This is a genomic window from Pseudomonas sp. 22515, from assembly GCF_052044625.1.
Classification (GTDB): domain Bacteria; phylum Pseudomonadota; class Gammaproteobacteria; order Pseudomonadales; family Pseudomonadaceae; genus Aquipseudomonas; species Aquipseudomonas alloputida.
In genome coordinates this window covers 18919-39006 of sequence record NZ_JBQENN010000012.1, presented here as the reverse complement: position 1 = coordinate 39006, position 20088 = coordinate 18919, and the positions used below count along the sequence as shown (strand labels likewise).

17 protein-coding genes and 1 pseudogene are annotated in these 20088 nt (G+C 57.2%); 4 read left to right on the top strand and 14 right to left on the bottom strand.

The window, feature by feature from the left end; translation table 11 throughout:
• Positions 1–117 precede the first annotated feature (117 nt).
• The gene (locus ACTJJN_RS13090; RefSeq protein ID WP_440781321.1) at positions 118–801 is read left to right on the top strand and encodes a hypothetical protein; all 684 of its coding nucleotides are present in this window, start codon (positions 118–120) and stop codon (positions 799–801) included.
• A gap of 275 nt (positions 802–1076) precedes the next feature.
• On the top strand, positions 1077–1571 hold the full coding sequence (locus ACTJJN_RS13085) for a hypothetical protein (RefSeq protein WP_440781320.1): 495 nt from the start codon (positions 1077–1079) through the stop codon (positions 1569–1571).
• 690 nt (positions 1572–2261) lie between these two features.
• Here ACTJJN_RS13085 and ACTJJN_RS13080 read toward each other — a convergent pair.
• From ACTJJN_RS13080 to ACTJJN_RS13070, 3 genes are all read right to left on the bottom strand, one after another.
• The gene (locus ACTJJN_RS13080) at positions 2262–3242 is read right to left on the bottom strand and encodes a hypothetical protein (protein WP_440781319.1); all 981 of its coding nucleotides are present in this window, start codon (positions 3240–3242) and stop codon (positions 2262–2264) included.
• A gap of 232 nt (positions 3243–3474) precedes the next feature.
• The gene (locus tag ACTJJN_RS13075; RefSeq protein ID WP_440781318.1) at positions 3475–4746 is read right to left on the bottom strand and encodes an abortive infection family protein; all 1272 of its coding nucleotides are present in this window, start codon (positions 4744–4746) and stop codon (positions 3475–3477) included.
• 124 nt (positions 4747–4870) lie between these two features.
• Positions 4871–5194, bottom strand: coding sequence for a hypothetical protein (locus ACTJJN_RS13070; RefSeq protein ID WP_440781317.1), 324 nt, complete (start codon positions 5192–5194; stop codon positions 4871–4873).
• A gap of 262 nt (positions 5195–5456) precedes the next feature.
• Here ACTJJN_RS13070 and iteA point away from each other — a divergent pair, with 262 nt between their 5' ends.
• Together iteA and iteS are read left to right on the top strand one after the other, a co-directional pair.
• Positions 5457–6635 (top strand): anti-phage ATPase IteA, encoded by a 1179-nt coding sequence (gene iteA, locus ACTJJN_RS13065; RefSeq protein ID WP_440781316.1) that lies wholly within the window; start codon positions 5457–5459, stop codon positions 6633–6635.
• Complete coding sequence (iteS, locus tag ACTJJN_RS13060) at positions 6586–8859, top strand: S8 family anti-phage peptidase IteS (RefSeq protein ID WP_440781315.1); 2274 nt, start codon at positions 6586–6588, stop codon at positions 8857–8859. Before iteA ends, iteS begins: the two co-directional genes overlap by 50 nt.
• Positions 8860–9049: 190 nt before the next feature.
• Here the strand turns inward: iteS and ACTJJN_RS13055 are convergent.
• The 11 genes and pseudogenes from ACTJJN_RS13055 to ACTJJN_RS13005 all read right to left on the bottom strand — a co-directional run.
• Positions 9050–9181, bottom strand: a pseudogene (locus ACTJJN_RS13055) (exodeoxyribonuclease III); the annotation flags it as partial.
• 76 nt (positions 9182–9257) lie between these two features.
• Positions 9258–10274, bottom strand: coding sequence for a hypothetical protein (locus ACTJJN_RS13050; protein WP_440781314.1), 1017 nt, complete (start codon positions 10272–10274; stop codon positions 9258–9260).
• 156 nt (positions 10275–10430) lie between these two features.
• Positions 10431–12266, bottom strand: coding sequence for a glutamine--fructose-6-phosphate transaminase (isomerizing) (glmS, locus tag ACTJJN_RS13045; RefSeq protein ID WP_440781313.1), 1836 nt, complete (start codon positions 12264–12266; stop codon positions 10431–10433).
• Between the two features lie 3 nt (positions 12267–12269).
• Complete coding sequence (locus tag ACTJJN_RS13040; protein ID WP_003253204.1) at positions 12270–13046, bottom strand: DeoR/GlpR family DNA-binding transcription regulator; 777 nt, start codon at positions 13044–13046, stop codon at positions 12270–12272.
• 190 nt (positions 13047–13236) lie between these two features.
• A complete protein-coding gene (glmU, locus tag ACTJJN_RS13035) occupies positions 13237–14604 on the bottom strand; it encodes a bifunctional UDP-N-acetylglucosamine diphosphorylase/glucosamine-1-phosphate N-acetyltransferase GlmU (RefSeq protein WP_003253201.1) in 1368 nt (455 codons plus the stop codon).
• 119 nt (positions 14605–14723) lie between these two features.
• Positions 14724–15143 (bottom strand): F0F1 ATP synthase subunit epsilon, encoded by a 420-nt coding sequence (locus tag ACTJJN_RS13030; protein WP_003253199.1) that lies wholly within the window; start codon positions 15141–15143, stop codon positions 14724–14726.
• Positions 15144–15186: 43 nt separating this feature from the next.
• Complete coding sequence (atpD, locus tag ACTJJN_RS13025; RefSeq protein ID WP_003253197.1) at positions 15187–16563, bottom strand: F0F1 ATP synthase subunit beta; 1377 nt, start codon at positions 16561–16563, stop codon at positions 15187–15189.
• Between the two features lie 27 nt (positions 16564–16590).
• A complete protein-coding gene (atpG, locus tag ACTJJN_RS13020; protein WP_003253195.1) occupies positions 16591–17451 on the bottom strand; it encodes a F0F1 ATP synthase subunit gamma in 861 nt (286 codons plus the stop codon).
• Between the two features lie 48 nt (positions 17452–17499).
• Complete coding sequence (atpA, locus tag ACTJJN_RS13015) at positions 17500–19044, bottom strand: F0F1 ATP synthase subunit alpha (protein WP_010955887.1); 1545 nt, start codon at positions 19042–19044, stop codon at positions 17500–17502.
• Positions 19045–19065: 21 nt separating this feature from the next.
• Positions 19066–19602 (bottom strand): F0F1 ATP synthase subunit delta, encoded by a 537-nt coding sequence (locus ACTJJN_RS13010; RefSeq protein WP_003253191.1) that lies wholly within the window; start codon positions 19600–19602, stop codon positions 19066–19068.
• A gap of 12 nt (positions 19603–19614) precedes the next feature.
• Complete coding sequence (locus ACTJJN_RS13005) at positions 19615–20085, bottom strand: F0F1 ATP synthase subunit B (RefSeq protein WP_003253189.1); 471 nt, start codon at positions 20083–20085, stop codon at positions 19615–19617.
• Between the last annotated feature and the right edge of the window lie 3 nt (positions 20086–20088).

Sequence of the window (20088 nt, the reverse complement as noted above, 5' to 3'; positions counted from 1 at the left end):
GATCGTAAAAGGAGCAGAGCGTTAATCGAAGACCTCTACCTCGACGCGAACCGAGTTTACGTAATCCACTACTCCTGTGAATCGTTTTACGAGAACGACACCGGGGAGTCGAAACGTGTGACATCCATTGCCACACGAAACCTTAAAACCGGCCAGACCAAATCGTGGTCCATCCATAAAGAAGCAGAGCTCAGCAAACAGCTCTCTAGCATGCAAGCAGAACTAGATAAATTCGAAAAGTCGATGCTGAAAGGCTTTTTCCAATGGCTTGATAAGCACAAGGATTGCCGGTTCCTGCACTGGAATATGCGAGACGAAAATTTCGGGTTCTTTGCGCTTGAGCATCGGTTCCGGGTGCTCGGCGGCAAGCCCGTAGAGCTGCCGGATGACAAGAAGGTCGATCTTGCGCGTGAGCTGGTTGCGCTATATGGAAGAAGCTATGCCCCGCATGCCGATAGCAAAGGAAGGAAAGGCAGGATTATGGCATTAGCTGAACTCAACGGTGCTAGCGATCAGGACGCCCTGCCGGGCGCTGATGAGGCTGCAGCATTTGTGAATGCTGAATACATCAAAATGCATCAATCTACCCTAAGAAAGCTCGATATGTTTGCAAATTTCTTCGAACGTACACATGAGAAGTCCTTGAAGACAAAATCGAAATGGTACGAGCGGAACGGGGTGCACCCTGTTGTATTGATTGAAATCATCAAAGACCACCCGATCTACACGACCATTATCGTACTGAGCGCCCTTGCTTTAGCCACCGTCAATTTCAGCCGTTTCTTGGCGCTTTTCCATTAGCTGCCTGCTGCGAAGGGCTGCTTCATAGCATAAGCACCATTTCATGCAACGCGTCTGACAGACGCTGACTGGGATGCAGATACGAGAAAGCCCGCCATGGAAGGCGGGCTGTCAGGGGTCTCCAAGGGGAGGCGATGCGCCAACGAAGTCTCGGAGCCAGCCGTCACAGCATAATACTCAAGCTTACAGATTGAAAGCTCGGCCGAAAACGCCGCTATCTTGACATCACTCTGCAAAGGAATACTCTCGTAAGCCGAATTTCGATGGCTACGGGCATGCGCTGGAAGAACCTACAAATTAACGGCCGAGAGCTTTGCATGGCGCATCTGCAGCCAACGGTGCGAACCTACCAGCTCCCCGTCTGCGACGTGAGCGTTGAGTTCACGTTCGGCTTCCACTGCTTCACCGACAATAAAGAAAACGGCCCACTGCTCCGGCATCCTCGCACCAACGAAGAGCGCTACTTTTGCGCGACACGCTATGACCAGTCCAAGCAGCTGCTGGAGTTCATCGATAAGCGCTTCATCGATGCCAAAGTCAGGACTCACTTCGGTGGCGTGAATAACAGCCGGTATTTCTGTCTGGACACTCACGAGTACGCGATTTTCTTCGAAATCCGCAAACCTGCAAACCAAGACAATTTCCTGAGGCTCAACGTGGTTTCGGCCTATGAGGTCGACCAGTGGGGACGTTCCAGCATGCCCAGCAAAGGCTCGCTCCTCAACGTTCGATACGTCCTGGAGAAGCGAAATCTGGGAATCAAGATCTAGCCGCGACCAGCGCCCAAAACCCTCAGAAGACAGACGCAAAAAAGCCCTGTAGGCGAGAGCCTCAGGGCTTTTTGCTGAATCACAATATCGGCCTAGCCTTTTGAATCCCGCTCACTGGCTGGGAGGAATTTGCCTAAGCATCTTCCCGGCGTCGCTACCCCTCGTACAAGGTTCCGGTCTGCAGCGATGGATTCATAGTATCCAAGCGTGACTGTCACGTCAAAATGTTTTGCGGTTGTGACACGTCACGTTTTTGAGTTTCATGCGAAGCCAGTGCGATGATCGAAATGTGTCTACGCGCGCTGATGCCCTACTACTGCAGGGCTTCGACGGTGGGTCTGCACTGGTTAAGTGAGCGGAAAAAAATCAGATCCGAGCAGAAAAACGAAATTTCTGCGAATGCTCTTGAAGCCGCGAGGCGCTCACCACTGCCTGACATCACGAAGCCGAGCATAAAGCGATTTGCTTGCAGATTGCTGCTTCGCAGACGTTGCATCCTGCTTTCTGTTCGCGCTTCTTGCTCAGCCCCGCAGGTGCGAGAGCTTCCTCATCGAGCCAGCCTAATACCCCGTTCTGCCAAACCGACCCATCGCTCGAAAGACCATTCTGGCGTGAACGCCAGGTGCTCATCCAGCAGAGGAAGCCATGCTTCGCAACAGGGCTGCTAAGCAGCCAAATCAGCAATGCCTATCAAAAGTAGAAATCGCTAGCCCTGGCCTCCCTGATTCGTTGATCTCGCGTCGCCTCTACTTGCTCGAGCGGCTGCAATGAGCATGTCTGCTCCTTGTAGCGATAAACGCCCTCTGCGGGTTCAGCGACCACCACCCCTCCTTTAGCCAACAGCGCCAGTCGTGTGCCAACAGGTAACCCGGTCATAGCGCAGTCCTCAGGCCCGAGGTGGAAGGACGCATACACCAATGACTCGTGCGAAACCCACCGTAACTTGCTGTTGACCACTTCTGAAAACGACAGAAGAATCACGGCGGTATAGATCACCCCCATCACGCACGATCCATGCAGCCACCGGCGCCGTCGCCAGGCTGAGCTGGGTACGAATAAATTCCAACAAATAGCGGTGTCGCGATTACGCCTCATCTGCTGCCTGAAAGTCGGCGCCGTCATGCCGAACACCAATGCACCGATCAACATCACCATCGGCATCAGCACGCTCGTTGCAAAGTACCAAATGTAAACCAAATAGATGAATGTCAGGGTTTTCTGTGCACCGGGAAACTGCCCTGGCTCGATACGCGTCTGACCGAGGATAAAAGCGTCAGCTTGTGCGCTGGCTACGAGCCCCGCCGCTACTGTCAGCAATGCGGCCAGTACCGTCAACCAACCCTTGTGCCGTGCATAGCGCTCTACCAGCCGTAGCAAACGCACAGCCAGCACTGTTGACCCCAGGCTAAGCAACGCAAACAGCCATTTCGCCAACGATTTATTGACTGTGCTGCCCAGCCACTGAAACATCATCATGACTAGCAAGACAACCAAACAAGTCGTGACCAGCGCGCCCAGATACTCGTCAAAGCCCCAGTTTTTCACGCTGAAATTCAGCTTCCAGCGAAAGTGCCGGTTCTTAGTTCGGACGAATAGCGGCCGATGGATACTACGATCCAACCAATAGACGCCCGCTGCGAACAGCACATAGAGCGCAACATATCCCCACATCAGCCTCGGTTCCCTCTCCTGCAAGCGCATCGTGCCCTAGCACATGAATGGGTCATCTTAAATCAACGCTGACTCGCCGTCTGGACGCGGTGATAGAGGTAGCGAGAGCAAAATTGTTCTGTGCGAAAGAAGGCCAGACCGCCAGGGTCGAGGTGACCGCGGTTACGGTGCAGACGATGACCGAGGTCGCCAGGTGGGCGAAGCATCTAGCTTGAACATGATCAGGTCGAAGCTAACACTTTATTTCTGGCTGCTTCGCCTCTCTGTATCGATGCGTTTCCGATACGAAATCGACAAATGCCACCGCTGCAGCGACAGCAAGCCGTGCATGCCTAGGCTGCAGCCCGCGGTGCTGGCCATCCTTCCCATGCCCAGTACCGTACAACCCTCTTAACTGCGTGAGATTGCTGGTTAACTGGGTGAGGTTGCGAAGTACATTCTTGATGTTTTCAGCACCTTTGGCTGCATCACTCACACCATCGGGAACCAGCTGTAAGGCCTTGGTCACCTTCTTCGTCAGGTTTCCAAGGTCATCGGCCTTGGTGAACGGAATTTCTCTTATCGTGAGGATGGATTTACAGCAGCTTTCGATAAGCTCTTTGGCCGTCCCGATCGCCAATTCTGGATCTGACTCGACGGCATATTCCATGCGCTCAATCTGCTTAGCCATCCATCCGGCGCTGAGAGCCTCGACAACTACTTTCGCTCGCATGACAGACCTGCCTGCGTTTGCCTCTGCCGCATCGCTGCTGATCAATCGGTAGGAGAAGCGAGGGCGACCAGCGATCTGCTGCTCTTGGTACAACTCCCAGCCGGCGCCATGCAGCTGATCGTTGAAATGCTCAACAAGCTTGATTGCCTCTTCACGTTGTGGGCGAACGACTGGGTGTACCGTTTCGCAGAGAAACCGGAGAAACGCCTCAGCGCTCCCATCAAAGAGGTTGAATCGGGGGTCGCTGAAGATCCAATCATCCTCCCAATCGTCGTTGTTATAGCGGTGCTGCCAAATGTCGCCGGCGGCATCTTTGTAGCGACTATCGGTGGACGGAAGATTTTCAAGCTCGTACAGCCGACTGAGAAACTCAACATCGTTGAGCTCCCCATGCCACTTAACATTCTCCAGACGTAGGCCATCTGCAATGTTCTGCCGCACTGATTTCGGCAGACTGGAAGATTTCCCGGATCGCCAATCAGCATGGAATTCACGGGCGGGGATGATCAGCGCCGAATAGGCAACGTCTTGCTCGTGCTCACTCACCATCCTCAGCGCAGTCGTGATTTTTTCCTGAAGCGAGGCCCGCTTAAGCCCGAGCTTGGCGTATTCCAATGCAGGAATGGTGAAGTGGATCTCCCAGTAGTTGGTTCCGCCATTCCAATTGTCGTTGCCTGTCATTTCCGCTGTCGCAGGATGGCCGCGGACAATCTCAGCCGCCTCATCAGCCCCCTCTGCCCGCAAAACAGCGTACACCGTCGCCAGAAGCGGCTCGATTTCGGTTTGCTTCATACGGCTTCCAATCCAGATACCTGAGATTCATCGTAGCTAGCACGACGGGCTATCTTCCATCCAAAATTGTTGCGTCGGTGAAAAGGCGAGCCCCGATTCACCGCGAACCTGAATTGCATGTCGCTCACTCGGATTCTAGAGCCATACCCGAATGGACGGTCTGCTCAACCATATCCCGTGCGAACACTTCGATCATCTCAATCAGCTTGGCATGTTTCGGAAACTCTCGTTTCAGCCAGCCGCTGGGCACGTAGTGATGGTCTAGGTGAACTGCGGTGCTCTGGCCCTCGCTACTCGCGCACAGCATCACGTTCATCTCCGTCTCATCACCAGCCATTGCGGCAGGTACGAAAACGACTCCCGCCTCGTCTATGCCGAATGAGCGGCGCCACTCAGGGAAGCGCTTGCCGTCAGGGTTAGACGCAGCGAACCATCGGATATCGTTCATTCATAATTCTCATTGGTAATCAACGTTGGAGGCAGCAGCTCCGGGCTCCGTAGCCACTGCCGGTGCTACTGCCAGGAGCTACACCGGTTCATTCAGAGTATCGATGATGCCATACCGCCAGCAGATGGGTGTACGCGACATGATAGTCATTCAGGCGCCGATGACAGTGAATCACTAATGTACAAAAGCGTAACGATACTCTTGTTATGCGCTACACTCTCGCGCATTTCCGAAACAGTTTACCCTTTGAGCGAATCAATCCGTGGAATACCTCTCTGAAATCCTGAAGATCCTGGATGGGGCTCTAAAGGCGAATGCCAGCATGGCGTCAAACTATGCGGGCCTTCTCGCTGACAAGCTGGAGAGCGACGGCGACAAGCGCCAAGCGCGCATGATTCGCGAGCGCCTTGCGCGCGCACCGGCAGCACTCGCCAGTGCCCAAGATGCCGCCAATGGCTTCAGCTTTTCCAACCTGCCCACCGATGGCGAAAGCCACCTGCACACCGTTGACGTCAGTCGACCTGAGCTGGAGAAAGAGTCTCTGCTGCTCTCAAGTGCAGTGGCCGGGCGAGTCCACGAGTTCCTGGCCAACATTCGCCGGTACGATGACCTGGCCCGTGTAGGTGCTGCCATGTCCAGCCGTCTCCTGACCTATGGTCCTCCCGGTACCGGGAAAACCAGGCTAGCGCGGTATATAGCTGCGCATCTCGAACTGCCCTTGCTGACCGTGCGCTGCGACACCTTGGTCAGTAGCTTGTTGGGTCAAACCAGCCGAAATCTGCGCCGCGTGTTCGAGTTCTCGCAACAGCAGCCGTGCGTCCTGTTCCTAGACGAGTTTGATGCCTTGGCTGGAGCGCGCGGCAACGAGCGAGATGTCGGTGAGTTGCAGCGTGTTGTCATCGCGCTGCTGCAGAACATCGATGCGGTACCAGAGAGCACCATCATCGTGGCCGCGACGAACCACGATCAGTTGCTCGATCCGGCAATCTGGCGACGCTTCAGCTTCCGCATCCCCATGGCAGAACCCGACCTGGACCTTCGCAAGCTCCTCTGGGAGCAGTACCTGCAGCCCTTTAACGCGGATGGGCTGGACCTGGACAACTTGGCGAAGATCTCGAAAGGCATCACAGGAGCCAACATCGAGCAGGTGTGCTTGGACACGAAACGCGCGGTGGTACTCTCCAATGCAACCGCGATTGATGAAGACCAACTTTTGCGGCGACTCGGTTTGAATCTTGCGCTGACTGCTGGCCGAGTGCTATCTACTGTTGAATCTGAAATACGGTGGCTGAATGGATGGGCGCCCAGGTACTTCTCCCTGAGAACATTGGGAAGACTGTACGACCTGTCGACAAGGCAAATAACAAAGATCCTCAAGGAGGAGATCGACAGTGGCAGGCAAGAAGTTACCGCAACGGGAGTCGCTGAATGCGAGGGTTGAAAACCCGTTTATCCACATCCCTTTTCAGTCGAAGGACTTGTCGTCGATCGAGCGCAATGGCGGCGGCGGTGGCAAAGAACTCACCGTCGTAGACACAGCGTACCGGGCTGCTCTTTCCAAGACGCTGATCGAGGCAAGCCAAGCCCTGTCGCACGAGCGAATGCTCCATCCCCAAGCTTTCACCCACCTGGTGCTCAAGCTGCGCGAAACCGGAATTGCCAAAAGTCATCGCCCCATCACGCTAGCGGAAGAAGCCAACCTTGAGCCGGCCGGTCACTCCAGAATTGACGAGATGTTGGTGGGGGCCTCCGCCAGCAGCTTGAACACGTTCAACAACGTAATTTTGCAGCGCAACACCGGGAAAATTCGCTGCAACTTGAGTGCGATAGAATCGATCCAGCCGTGGGACCGTCGGCGCCGAAATCCCCAAGGCACGGACCGCCTGCTGGATCACGGTCGGGCGGTAATGCGGCTGTTCCAGTATCAGCACGCGAGTTTCAACAAGCTCAACTACGAGACGGTGCTGGCCACCTTAAAGTATCTGTCACTGCCCTTCATCGAAATCCAGTTAGGTCGCGGCCTCCCGATCATCGGTATCCAAGACCTGGATGGGATCAAAGACGATGGCCTTGATCAGCTCTTGGACTTTCCCGGCATCCGAACAATCTACGCAGAACCTGTGTATCGCCCACGCAACTCGGTGGTAGTTCCACAGAGTGGCACGAGTGCCGAGCAAGCAGCAGCCCAAGCGGTGACTTTGCCAACGGTTGCGGTGTTCGACACCGGGGTGAGCAGAGAAGCCTTGCCCATCGCCCACTTCGTGAAGTCTCAGGACGTCTACGTCCTCCCTCCCGACACCAACTACGAACACGGAACGGCAGTAGCGTCACTGGTTGCAGCCGGCGCGTTTTACAACGACAAGCATGCCTGGATTCCCACAACACCAGCATTCATCCACGACGTCTGCGCCCTCGAAGTGACAGGTTCGCCCATGAGCGACCTGGAATTGAGGCTGCGTGAGGCTGTGCGCCGCCGGCCGGACGTGAAGATCTGGAACCTTTCCGTCGGGGGTGACCCGTGCGATGAAAGTGTCTTTAGTGATCTGTCGATGACACTCGACGAGCTAAGTGAAAAATACCAAGTGCTTTTCGTGGTCGCCGCAGGAAATTACAACGATCTGCCGCGCCGTAACTGGCCGACACCTGCTTCGCTCACCGACCGTATTTCAACCCCTGGCGAGTCAGTTCTCTCGCTTACGGTAGCTTCGGTTTCCCACATTGACGCAGCTGACGCACTCACTGCCGCAGGGCATCCAGCTCCGTATTCTCGATGCGGACCGGGACCAGTGTTCACGCCGAAGCCCGATCTCACGCATGTGGGAGGTGGTGTCCATGCGCCCTGGGCCGCTGGCTTGTCCAGTCTCAAGGTTCTGGCCCCCAAGGGGCATCTCTACCATTCGTTCGGTACTAGTTACGCCGCGCCGTTGGCCTCCTGTATGGCCGCCCATGCTTGGCAGTCGCTAGCAGGCGGCCCCAACCATAGCCCCTCGCCGGCGTTGGTCAAGGCAGTGATGATCCATGCGGCGCAGCTGGCCTCGCCCGAATATGACGCCTACCAGCGAAGATTCTTTGGAGCAGGACGTCCTGATGATGTCTTGAGAGCTCTGTACGACTCTGACGACAGCTTCACCTTGGTGTTCCAAGCCAACTTGGTGCCTGGAAATATGCGCTGGAGAAAAACGCCATATCCGATGCCAGATGTACTGATGCAGGACGGGAAGTTCCGCGGCGAAATCATCATGACGGCTGTGTATGCACCACCCCTGGATTCGAACGCAGGCAGCGAGTACGTGCGCGCAAACGTAGAGCTGAGTTTTGGCCTCATCGAAGGCAACACCATCACAGGCAAGGTCCCGATGGAGAGCGACGAGGGTCAGAGCGGGTACGAGATCGCCCAGATCGCCAACGGCAGCAAGTGGTCGCCAGTCAAGGTCCATCGCAAAGCCTTCCCGCGCGGAATCAGCGGCACTAACTGGGGCGTGCAAGCCACCGCTCTGCTCAGGGCTTACGAACCCGACCTTACCGAACCGTTACCAGTCCACATCATCGTCACCGTTCGATCTCTGGATGGCGACACTCAGGTACGGGCAGCGGGCATGCGCGCACTTGCGCAACGAAACTGGGTGCAAACACCACTACCTGTGCATGTACCTATCCGTGTTTGAGGAGGGGTAGTCAGCTAAGGGGATACCCCGAGTCAGTTGCTGACGTACGAGACGAGCGATTCGTCGGGTTGGGATTTGGAGAGGCATGGATGAGCGCCGACACAGCGAGGAGCTCATCCAGATCTGGGACGACTCCCGTAGGCCGACCTGTAGCCACTACACACGCTCATTAAAGTTTATTCGAAATGTCCTAGCGTCGCCGGCGGTGCCCACCCTGCTCAATCCAGACCGGTGCATGATCGCTGGCCTTGGCTTCATTGCGCACCCAGGCATCCACGCCTGCGCGCTTCAGGTAAGGCGCCGGGTCCGGGTTAAGCAGCAGGTCCGGCGGCGCCCATGGCCCACATTGCATTCTTCAAAGCTTCAGAACCGCAACTCCAGTAGATCCCACAATAATTTCAGATCTTAGAGACTGATTTACCAAGTGAGTTGTATCGCGCTTGTTCCATTTCTGCCAATGGACAGGACCAATACCCCACGCCTTGCTCATAATTTTCATCGACAAAGTGGGCTGACTCGCTGCCGCCTGACTGATAGGTGCTCCACAGCGATTCAGTAAACCGACCTCGCTGTGCCAATGAGCGGATGTCCGCTTCAAAGTCATCACAGCTCTCATACACTCCCACCACCGCATTGCAGATCCGGGCATTCATATTGGCCATAGTTTGGCCTTGGCCACCGATACGCGCAGTCTCCAGTGCGTTGCGTAAAATCCCGAGTTCGCCGTGCAGTAACTCCATTCTTGCAGCTGCTGCGCCTTTCAGATTAGGGATGAGCGCAGCTGTTCTTTCCCAAGCAGCGCTAGCAGCATGCAAATCGGAAATGTAACGGGTTGATGTGCAAAGCTGGTGATAGATTTTTGCGCGACGCAACGCAGTGGGAGCCTCATTGGGCACCGTGGGCGCGTCAGCGAGGTGCCGGCCACGGCACATTCGCCACATGACATCCAGGTTATGCCCCACACCGTTGAAAGGCTTATCACAGAATGGGCAGAGATTATGAAGGACTGCGTTGTGCTTGAAGCATACGGTAACATAAGGCGCGACGTACCGCCGCCAGTAAGAGAAGCCGCGGTTCTTCAAATCTTCTCGGACACATTCTGGACAGAACGAGGAATCGAACACACTGAAGCGTTCACCCTCGGAAATGTACTGCTTTCCTGAGTAGGCGTGGTCCCAGCGGGCTTTGAAGACGTGAGTCGACGCCATCATGGTGTGGCCGTGAACTAGCCGATTGAAGCCGTAGCATCCTGGCCACCCCATCGCCTCCGCAAGCCGCTTCACCTCAATCGTCTTCAGCACGTGACGGGTGCCGAGCTGATGGAAGGTCAGCGGAACGTCGATGTGCCAGCTGAGGTGCAAGTTACGCCGCACGTATGACGCGAGCGGTTCGTCGGGCTGAATGGGCAATGGCATTGAGGGCGCCGAAGCAGGTTACGTGAAAGGAAACGGGAGAAAGGAAGGCCGTCTAGAGAGAGGGAGCCAGGGGCGGCCCCCTCTCTCTGCGACAGTTTTTAATCTCAGAAACAGTTTTTAATCTTCGAGATCAGCTGATCAACACCTGACTACCCGTTACTCGACAGTCACCGACTTGGCCAGATTACGAGGCTGGTCAACGTCGGTCCCCTTCAGCACGGCCACGTAATAAGACAGCAACTGAAGCGGAATGGTGTACAGGATTGGCGCCAGGGCATCGGCAATGTGCGGCACCTTGATCACGTGGGTGCCTTCGCCATTGGTCATGCCAGCGTGCTCGTCGGCGAACACGACCAGCTCGCCACCACGGGCACGCACTTCCTGCAGGTTGGACTTCAGCTTCTCCAGCAGTTCGTTGTTCGGTGCAACGGTAACCACCGGCATGTCGTTGTCCACCAGAGCCAGCGGGCCGTGCTTCAACTCGCCTGCAGGGTACGCTTCGGCGTGGATGTAGGAGATTTCCTTAAGCTTGAGAGCACCTTCCATCGCCACCGGGTACTGCGCGCCGCGGCCGAGGAACAGGGTATGGTGCTTGTCGGCGAACAGCTCGGCAATTTTCTCGACAGTGGCATCCATGGCCAGGGCTTCGCCCAGGCGGGTCGGCAGGCGACGCAGCTCTTCAACCAGCTCAGCTTCGACACCGGCTTCCAGCGTACCGCGCACCTGACCAAGGGCCAGGGTCAGCAGCATCAGCGAAACCAGCTGGGTGGTGAATGCTTTGGTCGAAGCTACGCCGATTTCAGGGCCGGCCAAGGTCAGCAGGGTCAAGTCCGACTCGCGTACCAGCGAGCTGATACCCACGTTGCAGATCGCTAGGCTGCCGAGGAAACCCAACTCCTTGGCGTTGCGCAGTGCGGCCAGGGTATCGGCGGTTTCGCCGGACTGCGAAATGGAGACGAACAGCGTGTCCGGCTGCACCACCACCTTGCGGTAACGGAACTCGCTGGCCACTTCTACCTGGCAAGGGATGCCGGCCAGGCTTTCCAGCCAGTAACGCGCAACCATACCGGCGTGGTAGCTGGTGCCACAGGCAACGATCTGCACGTTGCGCACCTTGGCAAACAGGTCGGCAGCTTGTGGGCCAAAGGCCTGGACCAGCACGTTGTCCTTGCCCAGGCGGCCTTCAAGCGTGCGCTGAACAACGCTTGGCTGCTCGTGAATTTCCTTGAGCATGAAGTGGCGGTAAGCGCCCTTGTCGGCAGCCTCGGCACCTTCGTGGTACTGCACGGTTTCGCGCTGGACCTTGTTGCCCTGCTGGTCCCAGATAGAGACCTGATCACGGCGGATTTCAGCGATGTCGCCTTCTTCCAGGTACATGAAGCGGTCAGTAACCTGACGCAGCGCCAGCTGGTCGGACGCCAGGAAGTTCTCGCCAAGGCCCAGGCCGATAACCAGCGGGCTACCACTGCGTGCGGCCACCAGGCGGTCCGGCTGCTTGGCACTGATCAGCGCGAGGCCGTAAGCGCCATGCAGGCGCTTCACCGCCGCCTTAAGGGCGTCGGTCAGGTCTGGAATGCTCTTCAGGGTGTGGTGGATCAGGTGGACGATGACTTCGGTATCGGTCTGCGAAGTGAAGACATAGCCCAACCCCTTCAGCTCTTCACGCAGCTCCTCGTGGTTTTCGATGATGCCGTTGTGCACCACGGCCACGTTATTGCCCGAGAAGTGCGGGTGGGCGTTGCCTTCAGTCGGCGCGCCGTGGGTAGCCCAGCGGGTGTGGGCAATTCCCAGCTGGCCTGCCAATGGGTCATCAGCAACAGCAACCTCCAGCTCGCTGACCTTGCCGATGCGGCGGCGGCGCTGCAGTTCACCGGTCTGGGTGAGTACAGCCAAACCGGCGCTGTCGTAACCGCGGTATTCAAGACGCTTGAGGCCTTCGATCAGGATGGCTGTGATATTACGCTCGGCGACAGCACCAACGATTCCACACATGTTTTATTGCTCCTGGCTGATCGCGGCGCAGATCAGGTTGATGCCGCGGGCTTGAATTTGTTCGCGCGCTGCTGCTGGCAGGCGTTCATCTGTAATAAGGGTGTGTACGCTGCCCCAGGGCAGCTCGAGGTTAGGGATCTTGCGCCCCACCTTGTCCGACTCGACCATCACGATCACTTCACGGGCAACTTCGGCCATGACCCGGCTCAGCCCAAGCAGTTCGTTGAAGGTAGTGGTACCCCGGCCGAGGTCGATGCCATCGGCACCGATGAATAATTGGTCGAAATCGTAGGATCGCAGTACCTGCTCCGCGACCTGGCCCTGGAACGATTCGGAATGTGGGTCCCAGGTGCCACCGGTCATCAGCAGCACCGGCTCGTGTTCGAGGTCGCAGATTGCACGGGCCACATTGAGCGAATTGGTCATCACCACCAGGCCTGGCTGGCGCCCCAGCTCGGGGATCATTGCCGCCGTGGTGCTGCCGCTGTCGATGATAATGCGCGCATGTTCGCGGATACGCCCCACGGCGGCACGCGCAATGGCCTTTTTATAAGAAGAGACGGGTTGCGCCGGTTCACCGAGCAACTCTTGCGGCACCGGCACCGCTCCGCCATAGCGGCGTAACAACAAGCCGTTGGTTTCCAAGGCGGCGAGGTCTTTGCGAATGGTCACTTCCGAGGTGGCGAAACGCTTGGCCAACGCGTCCACACTTACCTCACCCTGCTCGCTGAGCAGAGCCAGAATATTGTGTCGCCGTTGTGGTGTGTTTCGTTTCGACATGTGCGTTTAAGTTTCGATTCGAAAGTTATTGGTTGCAATCAAAACCTAAGACGCGCGATTCGTCAAGCTGTCGCTGACCTGTGGATTGTTTGCCTCTGCTTTGACGCGGTCCCTTTAGGCGCGGCAGCGCCAATAAAAAAGCCGACTTATTCACATAAGTCGGCTTTCGATCGAAACGGCTGTGAATAACTCAGCTCTTCTTGATCTTCTCCGGGCGCTTCCAGCCCGAAATGTTGCGCTGGCGCGCACGGGCAACAGCCAGGTCACCCGCTTCTACAGCCTGGGTGATGGTCGAGCCGGCTGCGGTGGTCGCGCCGGCCTTGATTTCCACAGGCGCCACCAGCGAGTTGTTCGAACCGATGAACACGTCTTCACCCATCACGGTCTTGAACTTGTTGGCGCCATCGTAATTGCAGGTGATGGTGCCGGCGCCGATATTGGTGCGCGCACCGATTTCGGCATCCCCCAGGTAGGTCAGATGACCAGCCTTGGCCCCTTCACCCAGGTGGGCGTTTTTCAGTTCAACGAAGTTACCCACATGGGCCTTGGCGTCCAGTACGCTGCCCGGACGCAGGCGGGCGAACGGGCCAGCATCGCTGCCTTCGCCCATCACGGCGCCTTCGAGGTGGCTGTTGGCCTTGACCACCGCGCCTTTGCGCAGGGTCGTGTTCTTGATCACGCAGTTAGGGCCGATCTGCACATCGTCTTCGATGACCACCTTGCCTTCGAGAATCACGTTGATGTCGATCAGCACATCACGACCAACGCTGACTTCACCACGAACATCGAAGCGTGCCGGGTCACGCAGGGTAACCCCCTGAGCCATCAGACGGCGGCCTTCACGCAACTGGTAGTGACGCTCCAGCTCGGAGAGCTGGCGGCGGTCGTTGGCGCCCTGCACTTCCATAGCGTCGTGTGGCTGTTCAGTTGCCACCACCAAGCCATCGGCCACTGCCATGGCAATTACGTCGGTCAGGTAATACTCGCCCTGGGCGTTGTTGTTCGACAGCCGGCCCATCCAGTCAGCCAGACGCGCGGCTGGCAGCGCCAGAATGCCGGTGTTGCCTTCCTTGATCGCTTTTTGCGCGTCGTTGGCGTCCTTGTGCTCAACGATGGCAGTTACCCTGCCCTGCTCGTCACGCACGATCCGGCCATAACCGGTCGGATCGTCGAGGGTGACTGTCAGCAGTCCCAGCTGCTGATCGTTGGCCTTCGCCAACAGACGCTGCAGGGTCTCCACTTCGATCAACGGCACGTCGCCGTACAACACCAGCACGGTATCAGCGGTCAGCGCTGGCAGTGCCTGGGCAACAGCATGACCGGTACCCAGCTGTTTATCCTGCATGACGAAATTCAGGTCGTCAGCGGCCAAGCGCTCGCGAACCAGCTCGGCACCATGGCCAATGACCACATGAATACCTTGCGGCTGAAGTTGGCGCGCGCTGTGGATAACATGGCCGAGCATGGAATTGCCAGCTACCGGGTGCAACACTTTGGGCAGCGCCGAGCGCATGCGGGTGCCTTGGCCGGCGGCGAGAATAACGATATCGAGTGACATTACTGGCTACCAATCCTGGGCGGTCAGTGAAAGACCGGGGGGAGAAAACAGAAAAAGAAAAAGGGTAGCCGAGGCTACCCTTTTACTCAATCGCAACAGAAGTTATCAGCCGGGGCCGATTACTTGCCTTTGCGCATTTGCTGGACGGTACGCAGCTGGGCTGCGGCCTCGGCCAGACGTGCGGCGGCGGCACTGTAGTCGAAGTCCGCGCCTTTCAGATTCAGGGCGTTCTCGGCAGCCTTGAGGGCCTCCTGAGCCTGAGCTTCATCCAGGTCTGTAGCACGTTGCACGGTATCGGCAAGCACCTTGACCATGTTCGGCTGAACCTCGAGGAAACCACCAGAGATGTAGAACACCTCTTGTGCGCCACCCTGCTTGGTCAGCGTGATCGGACCAGGCTTGAGATTGGTGATCAGCGGCGCATGGCCTGGAGCGATACCAAGATCACCCAGGTTACCGTGCGCAACCACCATCTCGACCAGGCCGGAGAAGATCTCTCCTTCCGCGCTGACGATATCGCAATGGACTGTCATAGCCATCTGCTTGCCTCAACCTGATAGCGCCCCTTGCGGGGCGCAGGAATTACAGTTTCTTGGCTTTCTCGATCGCTTCGTCGATGCTGCCGACCATGTAGAACGCTTGTTCTGGCAGGTGGTCGTAGTCACCTTTGAGGATGCCGCTGAAGCCAGCGATGGTGTCTTTCAGGGAAACGTACTTACCTGGCGAACCGGTGAAGACTTCTGCCACGAAGAACGGCTGCGACAGGAAGCGCTGGATCTTACGAGCGCGGGCTACCAGTTGCTTGTCGGCTTCGGACAGTTCGTCCATACCCAGGATCGCAATGATGTCCTTCAGCTCTTTATAGCGCTGCAGAACATACTGAACGCCACGAGCGGTCTCGTAGTGCTCGTTGCCGATCACGTTCGGGTCCAGCTGGCGCGAAGTCGAGTCCAGTGGGTCGACCGCTGGGTAGATACCCAGGGAGGCGATGTCACGGGACAGAACGACGGTGGCGTCCAAGTGGGCGAAGGTGGTCGCTGGCGACGGGTCGGTCAAGTCGTCCGCAGGTACGTATACGGCCTGTACGGAGGTGATCGAACCTTCCTTGGTGGAGGTGATGCGCTCTTGCAGAACGCCCATCTCTTCAGCCAGGGTCGGCTGGTAACCTACTGCAGAAGGCATACGGCCCAGCAGTGCGGACACTTCGGTACCGGCCAGGGTGTAACGATAGATGTTGTCGACGAACAGCAGAACGTCGTTACCTTCGTCACGGAACTTCTCGGCCATGGTCAGGCCGGTCAGCGCTACACGCAGACGGTTTCCTGGTGGCTCGTTCATCTGACCGTAGACCAGCGCTACCTTGTCGAGAACGTTGGAGTCCTTCATCTCGTGGTAGAAGTCGTTACCCTCACGAGTACGCTCACCCACACCAGCGAACACGGAGTAACCGCTGTGTTCCATGGCGATGTTACGGATCAGTTCCATCATGTTTACGGTCTTGCCGACACCGGCACCACCGAACAGACCAACCTTACCACCCTTGGCGAACGGGCAAACCAGGTCGATAACCTTGATGCCGGTTTCCAGCAGGTCGTTGCCGCCTGCCTGGTCCGCGAACGAAGGCGCTGGCTGGTGGATACCGCGACGCTCTTCTTCGCCGATCGGGCCGGCTTCGTCGATCGGGTTGCCCAGTACGTCCATGATACGGCCTAGGGTGGCCTTACCAACTGGAACGGAAATGGCAGCGCCGGTGTCAACGACATCCAGACCGCGCTTCAGGCCTTCGGTCGAGCCCATCGCAATGGTACGAACCACGCCGTCGCCCAGCTGCTGCTGAACTTCCAGGGTGGTTTCCGCGCCTTGTACTTTAAGCGCGTTGTATACACTCGGCACGACGTCACGTGGGAATTCCACGTCGATGACGGCGCCGATGATTTGAACGATACGTCCGCTACTCATAGCTGGATCCTCTGAATATGTGAACCGTTAAACCGCGGCAGCGCCGCCGACGATTTCCGAGATCTCCTGGGTGATCGCAGCCTGACGCGCCTTGTTGTAGATCAACTGAAGCTCTTTGATCAAATCACCGGCGTTGTCTGTGGCGTTCTTCATGGCGATCATCCGGGCCGCTTGTTCAGCAGCGTTGTTCTCGACCACCGCCTGGTATACCTGCGACTCCACGTAGCGCACCATCAAGCCGTCCAGCAGCTCTTTTGCGTCGGGTTCGTACAGGTAGTCCCAGTGATGCTTGAGATCCTGATCCGGGGTTGCCACCAACGGTACCAATTGCTCGACCGTCGGCTTCTGGGTCATGGTATTGATGAACTTGTTCGAAACCACCGAGAGGCGATCGATACGGCCGTCCAGGTAGGCGTCCAGCATCACTTTGACGGAGCCGATCAGATCGTTGATCGATGGCTCTTCGCCCAAGTGGCTGATCGCTGCTACGACGTTGCCGCCAAAGATGCGGAAGAAAGTCGCACCCTTGCTGCCGATCACGCACAGGTCGATTTCCACGCCCTGTTCGCGGTTTGCGCTCATGTCCTTGACCAGGGCCTTGAACAGGTTGGTGTTCAAGCCACCGCACAGACCACGGTCACTGCTCACCACGATATAACCAGCGCGCTTTACAGGGCGCTCGATCATGAACGGGTGGCGGTATTCCGGGTTGGCGTTGGCCAGATGACCGATCACCTGGCGGATACGTTCCGCGTAAGGACGGCTAGCAGCCATGCGCATTTGTGCCTTGCGCATCTTGCTGACCGCCACTTTCTCCATGGCGCTGGTAATTTTTTGCGTGCTTTTGATGCTCGCAATCTTACTGCGAATCTCTTTTGCGCCTGCCATGTATCACCTATCAGGTTAGCAAGCGGGGGCCTGAGCCCCCGCTGCGGCTTACCAGGTCTGGGTGGCCTTGAACTTCTCGATACCGGCTTTCAGGCCTGCGTCGATTTCGTCGTTGAAGTCACCCTTCACGTTGATCTTCGCCATCAGTTCAGCGTGATCACGGTTGAAGAAGGCGATCAGAGCTTGCTCGAAGCTGCCGATCTTGGAGACTTCTACGTCGATCAGGAAGCCACGCTCAGCGGCGTACAGCGACAGAGCCATGTCCGCGATGGACATCGGCGCGTACTGCTTCTGCTTCATCAGCTCGGTAACGCGCTGACCATGCTCCAGCTGCTTGCGGGTCGCTTCGTCCAGATCGGACGCGAACTGGGCGAATGCAGCCAGTTCACGGTACTGAGCCAGAGCGGTACGAATACCACCGGACAGCTTCTTGATGATCTTGGTCTGAGCGGCACCACCTACACGGGATACCGAAACACCGGCGTTCACTGCAGGGCGGATGCCCGAGTTGAACATGGCCGATTCCAGGAAGATCTGACCGTCAGTGATGGAAATCACGTTGGTCGGAACGAACGCAGAAACGTCGCCAGCCTGGGTTTCGATGATCGGCAGAGCGGTCAGGGAACCGGTTTTGCCAGTGACAGCACCGTTGGTGAACTTCTCAACGTACTCTTCCGAAACGCGCGATGCACGCTCCAGCAGACGGGAGTGGAGATAGAACACGTCGCCTGGGTATGCTTCGCGTCCTGGTGGACGGCGCAGCAGCAGGGAGATCTGACGGTAGGCAACGGCCTGCTTGGACAGGTCATCGTAAACGATCAGTGCGTCTTCACCGCGGTCGCGGAAGAACTCGCCCATGGTGCAACCGGCGTATGGCGCCAGGAATTGCAGTGCGGCGGATTCCGAAGCACTGGCAACAACCACGATGGTGTTGGCCAGGGCGCCGGTTTCTTCCAGCTTGCGAACGATGTTGGCAACGGTGGAACGCTTCTGGCCGACAGCAACATAAACGCAGAAAATACCGGAGTCTTTCTGGTTGATGATGGCGTCGATGGCCATGGCGGTCTTGCCGATCTGACGGTCGCCAATGATCAGCTCACGCTGGCCACGGCCGACAGGGATCATGGCGTCGACGGATTTGTAACCAGTCTGTACAGGCTGGTCTACCGACTTACGCCAGATCACGCCTGGAGCCACTTTCTCGACTGCGTCGGTCTGGGTGTTGCCCAGAGGACCTTTGCCGTCAATCGGGTTGCCCAGTGCGTCGACGACGCGACCCAGCAGTTCCTTACCAACCGGAACTTCCAGGATGCGGCCGGTGCACTTGGCGCTCATGCCTTCGGCGAGGGTGTCATAGGCACCCAAGATCACTGCACCTACGGAGTCTTGCTCCAGGTTCAGGGCCATACCGTAGACGCTGCCAGGGAACTCGATCATTTCGCCGTACATGACGTCGGCCAGACCGTGGATCCGCACGATACCGTCGGATACCGAAACGACGGTACCTTCGTTACGGGCTTGGGAGCTCACATCGAGGTTATCGATGCGGCCCTTGATGATTTCACTAATTTCGGAAGGATTGAGTTGCTGCATTGCTCTGCTGCCCCTTCAAACTCAAGATTTCAATGCTTCGGCCAGTTTCGCGATTTTGCCGCGAACAGAGCCATCGATTACCAGGTCACCGGCGCGGATGACGACGCCGCCAATCAGGCTGGCATCCTCCGACGCGTGCAGGCGCACTTCCTGGCCTAACCGTGCACTGAGAACCTTGGCGAGTTTGTCTTGCTGTTCTTGGTTCAACGCGAAGGCACTGGTGACTTCCACGTCCACGGATTTCTCTTGCTCGGCCTTGTACAGGTCGAACAGGGCGGCAATCTCCGGCAGAAGCAGGAGACGGTCGTTTTCCGCGGCAACATGAATGAAATTCTGTGCCTGTGCATTGAACTTGTCACCGCACACGTCAATGAACGTGGCGGCCTTTTCTGCGCTCGTCAGTCGCGGGGCCTTGAGCAGGCGCTGCATGGTGTCGTCTTGCGACACCGCAGCAGCCAGGCCGAGCATGGCTGACCAATTGGCCAGTTGCTGATGGGCCTGGGCATGCTCAAAGGCAGCCTTAGCGTAAGGTCGGGCCAACGTGGTCAGTTCTGCCATGATCGCCCTCGCTTAAATTTCAGCGGCCAGTTTGTTAACCAGCTCCGCATGCGCGTTTTGATCGATTGTGGCGCCAAGGATCTTTTCAGCACCACCAACGGCCAGAGCACCCACTTGGGCACGCAGGGCGTCTTTAGCGCTGTTCAGTTCCTGTTCGATCTCGGCCAGAGCCTGAGCCTTCACACGGTCAGCTTCGACGCGGGCCTGTTCACGGGCTTCCTCGACAAGCTGAGCAGCGCGTTTCTTGCTTTGCTCGATGATTTCGGCTGCTTGTGCTTTAGCTTCACGCAGTTGCTGACCCGCTTTCTCTTGGGCCAGCTCCAGGTCGCGAGCTGCGCGGTTGGCAGCGTCCAAGCCGTCGGCAATCTTCTTTTGGCGCTCTTGCAGAGCAGTGATGACCGGAGGCCATACATACTTCATGCAGAAGAGTACAAAAATCAGGAAAGCAACGGATTGGCCAATCAGGGTTGCATTAATGTTCACGCC

Bases quoted from the DNA above. Each gene is read 5' to 3' on its own strand.
- glmS (WP_440781313.1), bottom strand. From the start codon at position 12,266: ATGTGTGGAATCGTTGGTGCTGTCGCCGAGCGTAATATCACAGCCATC.
- ACTJJN_RS13070 (WP_440781317.1), bottom strand. From the start codon at position 5,194: ATGAACGATATCCGATGGTTCGCTGCGTCTAACCCTGACGGCAAGCGC.
- glmU (WP_003253201.1), bottom strand. From the start codon at position 14,604: ATGTCACTCGATATCGTTATTCTCGCCGCCGGCCAAGGCACCCGCATG.
- ACTJJN_RS13050 (WP_440781314.1), bottom strand. From the start codon at position 10,274: ATGCCATTGCCCATTCAGCCCGACGAACCGCTCGCGTCATACGTGCGG.
- atpD (WP_003253197.1), bottom strand. From the start codon at position 16,563: ATGAGTAGCGGACGTATCGTTCAAATCATCGGCGCCGTCATCGACGTG.
- ACTJJN_RS13030 (WP_003253199.1), bottom strand. From the start codon at position 15,143: ATGGCTATGACAGTCCATTGCGATATCGTCAGCGCGGAAGGAGAGATC.
- atpG (WP_003253195.1), bottom strand. From the start codon at position 17,451: ATGGCAGGCGCAAAAGAGATTCGCAGTAAGATTGCGAGCATCAAAAGC.
- ACTJJN_RS13080 (WP_440781319.1), bottom strand. From the start codon at position 3,242: ATGTGGGGATATGTTGCGCTCTATGTGCTGTTCGCAGCGGGCGTCTAT.
- ACTJJN_RS13010 (WP_003253191.1), bottom strand. From the start codon at position 19,602: ATGGCAGAACTGACCACGTTGGCCCGACCTTACGCTAAGGCTGCCTTT.
- ACTJJN_RS13040 (WP_003253204.1), bottom strand. From the start codon at position 13,046: ATGTCGAAACGAAACACACCACAACGGCGACACAATATTCTGGCTCTG.
- ACTJJN_RS13085 (WP_440781320.1), top strand. From the start codon at position 1,077: ATGCGCTGGAAGAACCTACAAATTAACGGCCGAGAGCTTTGCATGGCG.
- atpA (WP_010955887.1), bottom strand. From the start codon at position 19,044: ATGCAGCAACTCAATCCTTCCGAAATTAGTGAAATCATCAAGGGCCGC.
- ACTJJN_RS13075 (WP_440781318.1), bottom strand. From the start codon at position 4,746: ATGAAGCAAACCGAAATCGAGCCGCTTCTGGCGACGGTGTACGCTGTT.